The 12,713-nt window shown below is 57.4% G+C and carries 18 protein-coding genes; 11 read left to right on the top strand and 7 right to left on the bottom strand.

What is annotated here, in order from left to right; translation table 11 throughout:
* Positions 1 to 31: 31 nt before the first annotated feature.
* The 5 genes from OK438_03670 to OK438_03690 form a co-directional block, all read right to left on the bottom strand.
* Positions 32 to 307, bottom strand: coding sequence for a hypothetical protein (locus tag OK438_03670; protein MDA4124532.1), 276 nt, complete (start codon positions 305 to 307; stop codon positions 32 to 34).
* Positions 308 to 370: 63 nt separating this feature from the next.
* A complete protein-coding gene (locus OK438_03675) occupies positions 371 to 733 on the bottom strand; it encodes a hypothetical protein (GenBank protein MDA4124533.1) in 363 nt (120 codons plus the stop codon).
* A gap of 33 nt (positions 734 to 766) precedes the next feature.
* Positions 767 to 1,648, bottom strand: a complete 882-nt coding sequence (locus OK438_03680) for a hypothetical protein (protein ID MDA4124534.1) — start codon at positions 1,646 to 1,648, stop codon at positions 767 to 769.
* A gap of 103 nt (positions 1,649 to 1,751) precedes the next feature.
* Positions 1,752 to 2,156 carry a hypothetical protein gene (locus tag OK438_03685; protein ID MDA4124535.1) on the bottom strand — a complete coding sequence of 135 codons (405 nt, stop codon included), beginning with the start codon at positions 2,154 to 2,156 and terminating at the stop codon, positions 1,752 to 1,754.
* Between the two features lie 260 nt (positions 2,157 to 2,416).
* Positions 2,417 to 2,962, bottom strand: a complete 546-nt coding sequence (locus OK438_03690) for a hypothetical protein (GenBank protein MDA4124536.1) — start codon at positions 2,960 to 2,962, stop codon at positions 2,417 to 2,419.
* Positions 2,963 to 3,128: 166 nt separating this feature from the next.
* Between OK438_03690 and OK438_03695 the strand changes: the two genes are divergently transcribed.
* From OK438_03695 to OK438_03720, 6 genes are all read left to right on the top strand, one after another.
* Positions 3,129 to 3,587, top strand: a complete 459-nt coding sequence (locus tag OK438_03695) for a universal stress protein (protein MDA4124537.1) — start codon at positions 3,129 to 3,131, stop codon at positions 3,585 to 3,587.
* Between the two features lie 13 nt (positions 3,588 to 3,600).
* Positions 3,601 to 4,020 carry a CBS domain-containing protein gene (locus OK438_03700; GenBank protein ID MDA4124538.1) on the top strand — a complete coding sequence of 140 codons (420 nt, stop codon included), beginning with the start codon at positions 3,601 to 3,603 and terminating at the stop codon, positions 4,018 to 4,020.
* Between the two features lie 48 nt (positions 4,021 to 4,068).
* Positions 4,069 to 4,383 carry a hypothetical protein gene (locus OK438_03705; protein ID MDA4124539.1) on the top strand — a complete coding sequence of 105 codons (315 nt, stop codon included), beginning with the start codon at positions 4,069 to 4,071 and terminating at the stop codon, positions 4,381 to 4,383.
* Between the two features lie 6 nt (positions 4,384 to 4,389).
* On the top strand, positions 4,390 to 5,313 hold the full coding sequence (locus tag OK438_03710; protein MDA4124540.1) for an NAD-dependent epimerase/dehydratase family protein: 924 nt from the start codon (positions 4,390 to 4,392) through the stop codon (positions 5,311 to 5,313).
* A gap of 29 nt (positions 5,314 to 5,342) precedes the next feature.
* Complete coding sequence (locus tag OK438_03715) at positions 5,343 to 6,020, top strand: endonuclease III (protein MDA4124541.1); 678 nt, start codon at positions 5,343 to 5,345, stop codon at positions 6,018 to 6,020.
* A gap of 478 nt (positions 6,021 to 6,498) precedes the next feature.
* Positions 6,499 to 6,822 carry a hypothetical protein gene (locus tag OK438_03720; protein MDA4124542.1) on the top strand — a complete coding sequence of 108 codons (324 nt, stop codon included), beginning with the start codon at positions 6,499 to 6,501 and terminating at the stop codon, positions 6,820 to 6,822.
* Here the strand turns inward: OK438_03720 and OK438_03725 are convergent.
* Entirely contained in the window at positions 6,819 to 7,028 is a 210-nt protein-coding gene (locus tag OK438_03725; protein ID MDA4124543.1) for a hypothetical protein, read from the bottom strand. The two genes, OK438_03720 and OK438_03725, sit on opposite strands and share 4 nt — an antisense overlap.
* Before the next feature lie 88 nt (positions 7,029 to 7,116).
* On the opposite strand from OK438_03725, the gene OK438_03730 reads away from it, so the two are divergent.
* From OK438_03730 to OK438_03750, 5 genes are all read left to right on the top strand, one after another.
* Positions 7,117 to 8,340: an acyl-CoA dehydrogenase family protein gene (locus OK438_03730; GenBank protein MDA4124544.1), complete on the top strand. Its 1,224-nt coding sequence runs from the start codon at positions 7,117 to 7,119 to the stop codon at positions 8,338 to 8,340.
* A 31-nt stretch (positions 8,341 to 8,371) separates the two neighbouring features.
* Positions 8,372 to 8,818: a carbon monoxide dehydrogenase subunit G gene (locus OK438_03735; GenBank protein MDA4124545.1), complete on the top strand. Its 447-nt coding sequence runs from the start codon at positions 8,372 to 8,374 to the stop codon at positions 8,816 to 8,818.
* A 33-nt stretch (positions 8,819 to 8,851) separates the two neighbouring features.
* Positions 8,852 to 10,078 (top strand): hypothetical protein, encoded by a 1,227-nt coding sequence (locus tag OK438_03740; GenBank protein MDA4124546.1) that lies wholly within the window; start codon positions 8,852 to 8,854, stop codon positions 10,076 to 10,078.
* A 29-nt stretch (positions 10,079 to 10,107) separates the two neighbouring features.
* Positions 10,108 to 10,758 carry a DUF1326 domain-containing protein gene (locus OK438_03745; GenBank protein MDA4124547.1) on the top strand — a complete coding sequence of 217 codons (651 nt, stop codon included), beginning with the start codon at positions 10,108 to 10,110 and terminating at the stop codon, positions 10,756 to 10,758.
* Positions 10,759 to 10,895: 137 nt separating this feature from the next.
* Positions 10,896 to 11,840 carry a metallophosphoesterase gene (locus OK438_03750; protein MDA4124548.1) on the top strand — a complete coding sequence of 315 codons (945 nt, stop codon included), beginning with the start codon at positions 10,896 to 10,898 and terminating at the stop codon, positions 11,838 to 11,840.
* Between the two features lie 8 nt (positions 11,841 to 11,848).
* Here the strand turns inward: OK438_03750 and OK438_03755 are convergent, their stop codons facing one another.
* Positions 11,849 to 12,712 (bottom strand): ABC transporter permease, encoded by an 864-nt coding sequence (locus tag OK438_03755; GenBank protein ID MDA4124549.1) that lies wholly within the window; start codon positions 12,710 to 12,712, stop codon positions 11,849 to 11,851.
* Between the last annotated feature and the right edge of the window lies 1 nt (position 12,713).

The following is a 12,713-nucleotide window of genomic DNA, read 5'->3' on the forward strand; positions in this document are numbered from 1 at the left end:
ACCCGACTGGGGATCGGGGACCAATCCGACCCTAGTCCTTGGTCTGTGTCAGCGAAAACACTATGATGAAGAAACCTATCGCTTGGCTCGCAGCCTGAAGCGATTCCACCGTGGTAAGGTCCTCGCCGGCCACGTTGAAGAGCACACCTGCAATCGCCGCGCCCGCAGTCACAAAGCCGAAGCCAAGTCCCAACAGAAGCATTGCACGACTCTTGGTCCTAGAGTAGGACCGAAGGGCGTAGAAGACGACGACGCCACCAAGTACAAGTATGAGCCCCTGCGCAGCGCTAAGGTAGACTAAGTCCAATTCTCATCGTTCACCCCCTCTTCTGGTCTTTAAAGCTTGGAAGCCGAGATTCATCGTGAACAATCATTTCGCCACCCTCATGCTCAGCCATAGCCGCCTGAGCTTCTCGGCGACGTCTTCGTTGACGGTGGCATCCACCTTCATTACGCCCCCTTCGAAGCTGATGCTCACAGCCCTGAACGCGCTTCTGAGGAGCTCGTACTTTTTCCCGTCGGGGGTCACGATTATCTTCTCGACCACGAGGATCTGCGCGTCCAGCAACTCGTGGACCCTCCTGTAGCAAGTGCTGAGTGGGATGTCATTCTCCCTGCTCATGTCCTCGACCGACTTGGCCGCCGGGATGGCAGAAAGAAGTATCTTCCTGGAGTACTCGTCGGCGAGCCCCTGCACCAGCGACTGGGTCCTAGCAGGGTCTGTGATTTCCAAACGCGATGAAAGCCACATTTACCTTATTTGAGTCTATTCAGGATTCTCGGTGGAAGGCTCGCCGTCCCGGGGCTCGGCTTCTGGCCTCTCATTTCTGAGAAATCGCCAGGCCGCCACCGCTCCGATCGCTACCGCCGCAACGGTCGTGACCACCAAAAGGGTCCAGGCGCCGAACGGATACTCCTGGCTGACCCCGCTCCATCCCCCCCTGTAGGTCCAGGATCCAAGTGCGTTCTGACCCTTGGTGAAGGCAATAAACTGGGGGGGCGTCGCGCCTCCCACCACCACCAGGGGGTTGTGTCTTGCGTCCCAGTCGCCGTAGGAGTACCAACCTCCTACAAGGTCCCTTCCGTCGAGCATAACGGAAACAAGTGTAAGGTTCCCCATCTTCTCGAAGGTGGCTGCGTCCCTGGCATAGGATTCCAGGGCGAAGACCTCCTGGTCCCCGCTCCTGACAGCCTGGACCGCTCCGGCGCCGAAATCTTGCTGGACCATGGACCCCCGGTCGAGGTTCCTGACCATGAAGCTCCATCCCTCAGTCTGCGAAAGGAAGATTGAGATTGCCACCTTGTCGCCAGGGTACATCCGCGGGAGGCTCGAGTTGAGGACCCAGTGATAGGTCTGGGGATTCGCTTTGACCTCGGCGATGAACATCGAGTAGGCAAGCCAAGTGGAGTTGCCAGGGTACACTCCGACCGCAGCCTGGAGGACGAAGCCGTCCTGTGTCATAAGGGAGACAATCGCATAGGTCACAGCTGTAACGTTGACGAGGCTGGGGATTTGCACGACCGCTGTCAGGTTCCTCGTGCTCGCCCAGGACACCGCCGCACCACCGGAGAGACCCGCCCCGTCCGGTACGACGACCCCCACCCCCCAGGAGGCACCAGAGTATTGGTTTCCTTCGGACTTGGGCACTATCGCGCTGACGCCCGCAACTGTAGCAAGCGAGACTGCACACCAGAGAGTCAGGGCTAACCTGAAGAGCCTTGCTAGTGGGTCCCGGCGCCCCGCATGCAATTCAAGGGCCCCTAGCACGAATCATTGCTAGGAGCGCGAGAAACGCACCGAATACCCCAGTCAGGACGGTCAATGTCACCGGATTCAGGAATGGCGAGAGGACGTCGTGGACCTGGTTGATTGGCCCTCCGCTGAGGGTCGAATCGTACCCGCCGATTGCGCCCGCGAAGCCAAGGAGAGCACAACTTGCCGTTACTCCAAAATACATCAGGACAAACCCGGGCCACATCAAAGACGGTTCGACACGGCGGCTCTCTTCGATCTCAATTGTCCGCAGGAGCCCGGCGAGCCAGGCGAACCCACCCGCTCCCACCGAGACGAAGAGGACGTAGGCGACGACAAGCCACTGGCCGGGCCCTCCCGCGACCATTATGGGAGGCAGGTAAGTGAAAGGGGCGAACGGCAAGACCATGAGCACCGTCCACACGAGCGCTCCGAAGGCATTGACGTAGAAGGCGACTCTGAATCTTGCGTGCCAAGGTCCTCTCGGGGTCGCGATCAAACTCTTTCGGCCAAAACAGACAGATTCCTTTGGTCGATATAAGGACCCCTCATGATTGCCACCCCTGGGAACCGATACGAATGGAGGGATGAATTCCGGGACCCAGAATGTCCTCTTGAAACGTATCTGTCAAGCTTTCGCGGAAAAACAAAGAGGAAGCAGGACTACTTTGTCCTGCTTCTGATTATGTATCCCAGTCCGCCGAGAAGGGCACCAACTGCAGCGAGCAGTATGAATGCGCCTATCGGCTGAGTCATCCATCCAAGTATCTGTTCGTGGACCTGCCCAGGGTTGAGACCTCCGCCGCCTGAGGTCGCAGCAGTCATTCCCCACCCTGCCATGTAGCCCCCATACATCATCAGGAACATCGCGCCCGCGACTCCGATGTTCATGAAGAGAAGGTGACCCCAGGCAAGAAGGTTAGTGTAGCCCCTGTAGACTCTGCCCTTGATCCCTTCAATGTAGAAGTAGAAGATGGCAGTGACCGCAGTGGCGACCACTCCGACGACCATGTAGGAGATGTAGCCTGTGAAGAACCAGGTTCCCCCGCTGCCGCCGGCGATTACCCTTGCTGGCGAGAAGTAGCTAGCTGTACCAGTGACGTACTGGAGGGGGTCGAGGACCATGATGGTGATGATGGTTGCTGCAAGTCCTTGGATGACGGCGGCCCAGATGAATCTGCCCGCCCATTTGCCTTGTATTTCTTGCATTTTCTATTTCGTTCCTATAGGCCATATTCGAATGTCTGCATATTTAAGACGGGAAGACGATTTTCCTCCTTGATAATCAGGTCTGGGATTTCGCCTTCGATGAGACGTTTTCCATCCTTGGGAATCGGGTTTACTCGTTAAATATGAACGACCGAATCAGCGAACCATGGACATTCGCGAGCCGCACATCGAAAGGATACTGGTAGCCTTCGATGGCTCGAGTGACTCCCTCCGGGCACTCAACATAGGGTGCTCCCTCGCGGAGAAGTACGGGGCGTCCCTGATCATCGCCCACGTCTACACCGTCCCCATCCCTGTTTACGCCAGCGGGTCCACCATGCCCCTTCCAGAAATGGGTGAGGCCGCCGACCTTGCAAAACAGGATGGGCTCGTCGTCCTCAGCGAAGGCCTCGAAGTTGCCGAGACCTGGCACGTGAAGGCCAAAGGGGAGCTTCTCGAGGCCCGCTCAACCCTCTCTGCGCTGGTAGAGTATTCCACGAACGAGAAGGTGGACCTCATAGTCGTCGGCAACCGCGGGATGTCAGGCTTCAAGCGGCTCATCATGGGGAGCGTCTCCAGCGGTCTTGTCCACGACGCCGAGTGCCCCGTCCTGGTGGTCCGGTAGTATCTTGATCTACGTGCGGGACGTCATGACCTCCTCAGTGCGCACCATATCCTCCGAGTCTAACATGGTCGAGGCCGCCAAGGCAATGGCGAAGTGGAAGATCGGGTCCCTGGTGATCGTCCAAGGCAAGAAGCCGGTCGGTATCATAACCGAGGGCGATGTCTCGAAGTTCGTCTCAAAGGGTGCCGACCCCACCAAGACTCCGCTTGCCGCGATGAGGAAGAAGCTCGTGACCGTCGAACCCGGAGAAAGACTTGAGGTCGCAGCCAAGCTGATGGCAACGGCTGGTGTGAAGAAGCTTCCAGTGATGGATGGGGACACGCTCGTCGGGATTGTCACCCAGACTGACATCGTGAATTCCAGCTTCGCCCTCGTCACCTCTCTCAAGGAGATGGTGCAGGCCCGCTACAGGCCTCCCGACTTCGAGATGTAACCGCGCGAAACTTGATTTAAAGCGCTGCACGGCGGGGCTAAGGAGAAGTTGAGCCTTCCCAGTTACAACATCGTGATTGACTACGTCAGCGAGGGCGAGGTGGCCAACCTGATAAGAGGCTATGTCGAGCTGGACGGCAACCGCGTCCGGTTCTCCGGTGTCGCCTACGGCCGGTTCGGAGGTCAGAATTTCTCGCCGCAGTTCTCACCTGCCGCAAAGAAGATACTCTCGTCGATGGTGGGTGACTTCAACAAATTTGAGGAAGACGTCCAGCTCAGACTTGTACGGGGCGATTTCGATGCCAGGCCGGGCAAGAATGAACACCATCATCACAAGCACATGGGCGTAAGCCCGGAGCGGTGAATCCGATTGAACCTACTCGTGGGCGCGACTGGCTTCGTCGGCGGTCATATCGTTGAGTACCTATTCCAGCAAGGGGAGATCTCGAAGGGGACCTTCAGGAAGGGTTCGCACCTCAAGATCATGGACGCGAGCGGAGTTCAGGGGATGGAGGCCGACCTGCTCGACCACCACTCACTCCACGAGGCGATGGAGGGCGCGGACACGATCTACAACATAGCGTCCCCGATGCCCGACTCTGACACGGATTTTGTGGAGGTCAACACCGAAGGTCTGTTGAACCTCCTGGAAGTCGCGACAGAGCTGGGAGTCAAGACCCTCATCCACCTAAGCACATTGGACGTCTGCGGCTTCGGTACGAGGGAGCTTTCAGAATCCAGCCCAGTCAAGCCCGTCACTGAATACCAAAAGGGGAAGGCCGAAGCGGAGCGCATCCTGGGCGAGTCTGCGAAGAGGACCCCGTCCCTGAGGGTGGTCATCATCCGTGCGGCAAGGGCCGTCGGCTCCCGCGATGAGTCCCTCACTATCCCCCTGCTTCGCATGATCGAGTCGGGGAAGGTGGTGCTCCCGGGGTCGAGTTCCATGTCCTTCTCTCATCCGCAGGACATTGCTCAGGCGATGTACAAGGCAGCCACCGGCCAGGTTCCATCCGGCTCCCTGTACCTGGTGAAGTCATTCGACGCTACCCCCGAGGCCTTGTCCCGGGAGCTAGTCACCGCGGTGGGGGCAGAGGCCGAAGTGCGCAAAGAGGGCCTGTTCTCGAAGTCTCTCCTTGGCAGTTACGCCTCTGAACAGCTCAAGGCGTCCCTTGCAATCGAAGCGCAGTCTGGCTGGAAGCAACTCGGCTATTCCCCTGTCTTCAACAGCAGGACGACCTGTGAAGAAATCGCAAGATGGTACAAGAAGGAGCCTTGGGCCACAGACAGAGCCTGAACATCCCGACCACACTCCGGAAGATTAGGATGATGGTCTACGGCTCAAAGGATAAGCGGGCGACTGCCCTGGCGGAGCTGAAGGACGTCGAGGAGGGAGACCCCTTCCGGGTACTGATAGGCACGATCCTTTCGCAGAGGACGAGAGATGAAAACACTGCCAAGGCTTCTGAAAACCTGTTTTCAAGGTACAGGACGGCCGAAGAGCTGGCCCACGCCGACCCGCGCGCCGTCAGGAAACTCATACGGCCGTCGGGTTTCTACAACGTGAAGACGAAGAGCATTATCAGGGTCTCAAGACAGCTCATCAAGGAATTCGGAGGGGTGGTCCCGCACAGGATGGATGACCTGCTCAAGCTTCACTCAGTCGGGAGGAAGACCGCCAACTGCGTTCTGGTCTACGCCTTCAACGAGCCCGCGATACCAGTCGACACTCACGTCCACAGGATTTCAAACAGGCTGGGCCTGGTCAGCACAAGAGAGCCCGAAGACACAGAAGCCGAGCTTGTCAAGACGGTTCCAAAGAAGTACTGGTTGGACCTGAACGACCTATTCGTGAGGTTCGGCCAGACCACCTGCAAGCCTGTCGGACCTCACTGCGGCTCCTGCACACTGACAGGAGTCTGTCGTTACTACCAACAGGTAGTTGCTCCCAGGCGCGAAGCTGTTGAGTTCCGAGAGCATAAGCACTCAAACCTCCAGTCCTGAGGAAGGAAATAGTTTCGCGTAAGTCCCCTGGTGCAATTATTACCTCTATCTGAATCCTGATAAGCGCGTTAGCACGGCTACAAACAGAAGCGTGGCTCATCTGTGGCGAGAAGGGGATGGAAGTGTCCGTCATGTCAACGTCTGGGACGCCAACCTTCATGCCCAAGTCCAGGTCACATCGAACACTACCAAGTGTGGCTCAGAACTCGCCGACGCAACTACGACAAAGTACGCCACCAGGCAGTTGGGATACTAGGTGGAGTCTGCAGCAATTGTGGTATTTGTGACATTCGACTCCTACAGATCAACCATAAGTATGGTGGTGGGACGAAAGACTTCAAGAATAACCCCGTACAAGCATATAGAGATATCATAAAGGGCAAGCGAAACAGGGCAGACTTCGACATCAGGTGCGCGAATTGCAACATCCTTTATGAATATGAACGCAAGAGCCGGGGTGTGTTACCGAGGTGATGCCATGCCGACATTAGAAGAGGCGAAGGCCCTTGTTCGAAAACTCGTCGAGGAGAAGAGCTTCGGCAACACGCCTGACGAGATCCCGAACAAGCTTCTCTTCGCATTCATCGAGCTCGGTGAAGCGGGAGACTCCTGGAAGAAGGGCAGGCCCAAGGAGGAGACAATCGAGGAACTGATAGACGTCATATTCTACGTCCTCGATGCGTCGCGCTTGATTGACCCGAAGGCAAACCTAGATGAGGTGTTCGAGAAGAAGCTGGCCAAGAACCTGTCCAGGCCCCACAGGTACGGAGAGGGGTTCAGGGAGGGCCCCACGGGCGCCTAGCCCGCTCTAATCCAGATCAGCCGCTTGTCCTTATGGCACACGTATCCGTCGTAGGCCTGTCCCTTCGAATCGACGGCCTGTTCGGACTTGTTCATCATCGTCCCGCACTCTGCACACCTCTGGTCCGAAGGACTCTGCTTTACCTTCTGCCAATCTATCATGAAGTACGTCCAGAAGATCAAGTCTCCCGCCTTCTCAATCTTCATGGTCGCAACTCGGCCTTCACCTATAGAAAAGCCTGCTTCGCAATCCGCGATGGTTAAAGAGACGACTCGTTCGGCTTGTAGCACCGGCATGGAACCTCTCTTTCGGGCATCCGTTGACGAGGTCTCCAGGCTCATCGGCCTCAAGGAGAAGGAGCTGGCCATCCTGGAGGACGCCGACGCGGCCGCAAACGACCTCGTCACCTCGGAGTTCGAGTCCTATGTCGCACGGAAGTACAACCCGGAAACTGCTCTGGTCCTCAAGAAGCACAACCTGATGGGAGTGCCCATCGCCGAGGAGTACGGCGGGAGGGGGGCGAGGCAGCTCGTCCAGTCGCTCTTCCTTGAGCGTATGGGGCAAACGGGCATGGGAGTGATCACCTTCGCCGACGTCCATCAGTGCCTGGGCAGCCTCGCCATCCAGGACTGGGGGTCCGAAGAGCAGAAACAGCGTCATCTTCCGAAGGCTGCCTCGGGGGAGGCCGTGCTTGCCTACGGTCTGACCGAGCCCGAAGCGGGGAGCGACCCTACTTCGATGAAGACAACCTACGCCGAAGACGGAGCGGGCTATCGACTGACGGGCTCGAAGTACCTCATCTCAAACGGGTCAATCGCGACCAACGTAATCATTTTCGCCTACCCGAAACAGGGAGGCGGGGGTCCCAGTGCCTTCATCGTCGACACCAAGCAGAAGGGATTCTACGTAGACATGAGGTTGGACGAGAAGATTGGGCTCTTCACCTCGGACACCTCGTTGCTATCGCTGGAGGACGTCTTCGTCGCCAGCGAGGACCTGCTGGGGCAGGAAGGAAAAGGGCTCGCGGTTGCCTACTCCGCCCTCCTCAACGGGAGGATAGGGATCGGCTCGGGGTGCATCGGCGTGATGGAGGATTGTCTCAACCAAGTCAAAGAGAGGGCGTCCTCGAGAGTACAGCATGGTAAGCAGATCGGGAAGCACCAGCTGGTTCAGAAGCACATAGCTTTCATCGAATCGAATCTGGAGGCATGTAGGTGGCTCGTCTACAGGGCCGCGATCAAGAAGGACGAATACGAAAAGGACACAAAGAACCTTGCCCTGAGGGGGGACGCAGACCGGCTCTCAGCCGTTGCGAAGTACATGGCCTCGAAGGGAGCGTTCGAGTCCGCGGACAGGGCGGTACAGGTCTTCGGTGGCTTCGGATACTCGATAATGTCTCCCGTGGCCAAGCATTTCCTCGACGCCCGGGTCGCGCGCATCTACGAGGGGACCGACGAGATCATGGAGCTGAAGATCGCCTCCTCGATCCTAGGCAAGGACTTCGAAGCCTACAAGTAGCCTTATACTGCGAAGGAGTCGACTGGGAGATATGCAAATCCACCTGGAGGGCTCCAACACAATGAAGTCGAGCCGCGAAACGGTCTTCGGTCTCCTGACCGACCCGAACTTCCTCGCGAAGACCCTTCCCGACGCAGAAGACGTCCATGTCCTTGACGGGTCGAGCCTTGAAGCGAAACTCAAACTCAGGTTGGCCGTGGTGAGCAGTAGGCTCAACGTGAAGCTTAGGCTGACGGACATGCAACCGCCCTCTAAGGCGACCCTGATGGCGGAGGGGTCAGGAAGCGGAAGCACCATGAAGATCACCAGTGTCTTCAATCTTGAAGGTGAGAGCCCTACGACCATGAGATGGTCTGCCGATGCCGAAATCGGCGGCGTCATGGCCGGTCTCGGTTCGACTGTCCTTCGAGGATTCGCAGCAAAGAAGGTGGGCGAGATATTCGAGGGCATAACCCGCGCCGTAGAAGCCAGCACCTAGGGGGCCGAGGGTCTGGCCAATCTAGCAGGTGACATGTTCGGCCGCGCTCTGGACGTTCTCCACAAGAACGCAGTGGAGAAAGGGCTGAGGACATCAGCGGCATACTACAACCAAATCTGGGCGAGGGACGCGTTCATCAGCTTCCTGGGGGCGAACTTGATAGGAGACCCAAGACTGATGAGGTGCGCCAAAACCACTGTCTCCACCTTCGCAAAGACCGCCTCGCCCATGGGCCAGATCGCCAACTTCTACGACCTGGTCACCGATGGCCCGGAGTACGGGTACTCCGGCTCCACTGACTCGACCTGCTGGTACATCATTGGTCTCGCAAGCCTCTACCGCGCGACCGAGGACCGGGCCCTCCTCGAGGAGCCTCTCGACGCTGCAGTCGCTGCTTTCAAGTGGCTCAGGTACCAGGATGCCAACAACTCATGGCTGATCGACTCTCCCCCGGGGGCCGACTGGATGGACGCTTCCGTCCAGCGGGCGGGGAAGACCCTCTACAACAACTCGCTTTTCCTGATCGCCGCTCACTCCATGGCGCTCCTCCTTTCGGCCTCCAGGCTATCCATCGCGAAGCCGTACTGGATTGACCCGTCAGAACTCAAGAAGAGGTTCAACGACGTCTTCCTGCCGGAATTCGAGAGCCCTGCGAGGATCGCAGCCTATTGGCCGAGGCTGTCGGGCGCGTTCAGGGGAGCCAAGCCTCTGAACTTCTCCCAAAGCTACTACCTTCACTACGTCTCCTTCTCCAGGGTTGATATTCACTTCGACGCTCTCTCCAACCTGCTCTGCATCCTTTCAGGCCTGGCGAGCACAGAAACGTCCCTGTCCATACTGGCCAACATGAGTTCACGGCGCCTTTCGAAACCATACCCGACCAGGTGCCTCGACCCTCCATACCGAGGCGAGGGGGTGAGCTTCGACAGGGCGTTCGACTCCTCCCTGCCCGTACAGCACAGGAGCAGCCCCTACGCCTACCACAACGGTGCCGTCTGGCCGTTCATTGGCGGTCTGCACGTGGCTGCCCTGAGCAAGATGGGCATCGACTACGCATCCACGGAGCTCGAGAGTCTCGCCAGGGCTGATTCCTTGTGCAGGAAGGACGAGAAGATTGGGTTCAACGAGTGGATCCATGGGAAGACAGGAGAGCCCCTAGGCCAGTTCGGCCAGTCCTGGAGCGCGGGGATGCTCATCGGGGCTGTGCAGGCGTCGAGAGGGAAGCATGTACTGGGTTTCCTCTCCGAACAAAACGCATAATTATTGCCTCTTAGCTTCCATGGTCGCACGTGCCAGCTAGGATACCCCTGACAAAGACCGTCCAGATCCCGAAGTGGGAAATCCAAGTTGACTACGTCGAGACGTGCAACTGCACCTTCGGATGCCCTTGCAATTTCAGCGGCCACCCCACCGACGGGTTCTGCAGGGCGCTCGTTCTCTACAAGATCAACAAAGGCTTCTATGGCGACACGGTCCTTGACGGTCTCCCGGTGGTTTATGTCGCATCCTGGCCGAAGGCGATTCACGAAGGGAGCGGGACCATGCAACTCTACTCGAGCGAGAAGGCTACTCCGAAGCAGAGGGAGGCCATAGACATGATCTTCAAGGGAATGGCCAAGGGCAACGGGCCATTCGCCATCTTCGCCACCACCCTGAAGTACGTCCACGACACCGAATTCGTTGACCTGAAGTACAAGATTGCTGGCAAGTCGAGCAGCTTCTCGGTTCCGGGTGTCCTGGAGGTGCAGGTGGAACCTTTCAGAGATGCGGTCTCGGGAGCGGAGGTCCAGACCGAGGTGCATGTTCCCACGGGTTTCATCTGGAAAAAGGCGAAGGCAGCAAGGACGAAGACGATGCGCATCGTGAGCGAACACCTTAGCTTCGACGAATCAGGTCAGAACGCCTTCTTCTGCGAGAACCTGCGCTTCAAAGGACCCTAGCCTTCTACGCGGTCCAGCCTCAAGAATCACGGCTAGTCCGTGATGTGCTGGCAGGATTGGAGGATTCGGAATTAACAGGTTTTTGAGAAAACATCATTAAATATCTACAGGAATTTGACGGCACTTCGGAGTCCAACGTGCCCAGGCTATTCTTCATCACCGACGTACACGGGTCTGAGAAGTGCTTCCGGAAGTTCCTCAATGCAGCCAAGGTCTACAAGGCCGACACTCTCATTCTAGGAGGGGACATCACCGGCAAGGTGATGGTGCCCATAGTAGAGAACCCGGACGGAACCTACACGCTCCGTCTGTTCGGGGAGGACTCTACGATCAAGGGAAGTCGTCTCCAGGAGACTCAGAAGTTCCTTTCAGACGCGGGCCAATACTCCTTCGTGGCCACCCCTAGCGAGGTCCTGGAGATACAGTCGGACAAGGCGAAGGAAGAAAAGGTGTTCAACGAGGCCATGGCCTCGGTCCTCAGGTCCTGGGTCCTGTTGCTTGAGGAGCGCCTGAAGGGCACCGAGATCATATGCTACATCTCTCCCGGGAACGACGACAAATTTGAGATCGACTCGTTCCTCGTCGATTCGGGACACCTAGTGAACCCCGAGAACCGGATTGTCGAGCTCAAGAACGGCTTCGAGATGATAACTCTCGGCTACGCCAACCCTACGCCCTGGAAGAGCCCGAGAGAGGTAAGCGAACCGGAACTTGGCAGGATGATTGAGAATCTTGCGTCTAAGGTCCAGCGGCCCCAGACCGCAATCTTCAATCTCCACGTCCCCCCGATCAACACCGAACTGGACAGGGCGCCGGCCGTCTCCAAAGACTTCGAGTACGTCAAGGAGGGACTAGGAATCAAGTTCATACATGTAGGGAGCTCGGCGGTCAGGGAGTCCATAGAGAAGCACGCTCCCATGCTAGGTCTCCACGGACACATCCATGAATCCAAAGGGTTCGTGCGCCTTGGAAGGACTCTGTGCATGAACCCCGGGAGCGAATACGCGGACGGGATGCTCAGGGGGGCGTTGGTGAACTTGGCCGACGGGAAAGTGAAGGAGTTCCTTCTAACCAGCGGTTGATTTCGACTCTAGGACGTGAACTCTTTCCTTTCGAAGAGCCATAGGCCCAGCGCGGCTGATATGACGAAGTAGGCCGCCATTATCACAAGCCCTTCAGGAACCGTGGCATTGAAGGTTGAAATGCTGAACCTCCCCGGCCCTCCGGGCCCACCGAAGGACGCAGTCGAGAAGTGCTGTGGGAACGGAAATGTAAGTATGTTGGATACGATCCCGGCTCCGTAGGTGATCGAGAACCACGGCTCGATGCCGATGACGGTGGAGAAGATCGTGTCGACGACGTTGAATACAAAGAGTAACAGTATGACGCTCATCAGGATTGAGATGGAGCTACTCTTGAAGAGCGAACTGAACGCGAAGGCCAGAGAGAGCGCTGCGATGAGGTAGATCCATGCGAATGCGACTGACTGCAGGAACTCCCAGGGCACTGTGGGTCCAAAGTAATAGATGCCGTTCGCAATGATTATTGCGGCGTATACCAGTAGAACTATCGTCGAAGCCGCGAGCGCAGCCAGCCACTTCCCCACATAGATCGCTGACCTTCTTATCGGATTGGGAACCAAGAAATACCCAGTTCTGTTCTGGAACTCGCTTGAGATAGCGTCCCCCCCGAAGAAGGCTGTCGAAAGTATCACTACGAAACCTGAAAAGCTCCCCCACCCCGCTCCGTAGAATCCCAGGACGCTCAGGAGGATTCCCGCGGGTCTGTAGTATCCGATGGCGAAGGTGAGGAGGCCGCTGATAAGCAAGACGATGGCGAGCATCACGTAGAACCTCCTTGCCCTGAAATAGTTCAAGAAGGCGTACTTCGTCATTATCATGACATGGTTTAGAGTGCTGACCCGCGCGTAGTCGCTCTGTGTCTCTGTCGACATG

This window comes from Nitrososphaerota archaeon, from assembly GCA_027887005.1.
Taxonomy (GTDB): domain Archaea; phylum Thermoproteota; class Nitrososphaeria; order Nitrososphaerales; family Gagatemarchaeaceae; genus UBA183.

What these genes read in the sequence shown, in the direction of transcription:
- OK438_03720 (MDA4124542.1), top strand. Translation starts at nt 6,499, where the DNA reads ATGCCGACATTAGAAGAGGCGAAGGCCCTTGTTCGAAAACTCGTCGAG.
- OK438_03755 (MDA4124549.1), bottom strand. Translation starts at nt 12,712, where the DNA reads ATGTCGACAGAGACACAGAGCGACTACGCGCGGGTCAGCACTCTAAAC.
- OK438_03695 (MDA4124537.1), top strand. Translation starts at nt 3,129, where the DNA reads ATGGACATTCGCGAGCCGCACATCGAAAGGATACTGGTAGCCTTCGAT.
- OK438_03715 (MDA4124541.1), top strand. Translation starts at nt 5,343, where the DNA reads ATGATGGTCTACGGCTCAAAGGATAAGCGGGCGACTGCCCTGGCGGAG.
- OK438_03740 (MDA4124546.1), top strand. Translation starts at nt 8,852, where the DNA reads ATGTTCGGCCGCGCTCTGGACGTTCTCCACAAGAACGCAGTGGAGAAA.
- OK438_03735 (MDA4124545.1), top strand. Translation starts at nt 8,372, where the DNA reads ATGCAAATCCACCTGGAGGGCTCCAACACAATGAAGTCGAGCCGCGAA.
- OK438_03690 (MDA4124536.1), bottom strand. Translation starts at nt 2,962, where the DNA reads ATGCAAGAAATACAAGGCAAATGGGCGGGCAGATTCATCTGGGCCGCC.
- OK438_03725 (MDA4124543.1), bottom strand. Translation starts at nt 7,028, where the DNA reads ATGAAGATTGAGAAGGCGGGAGACTTGATCTTCTGGACGTACTTCATG.
- OK438_03730 (MDA4124544.1), top strand. Translation starts at nt 7,117, where the DNA reads ATGGAACCTCTCTTTCGGGCATCCGTTGACGAGGTCTCCAGGCTCATC.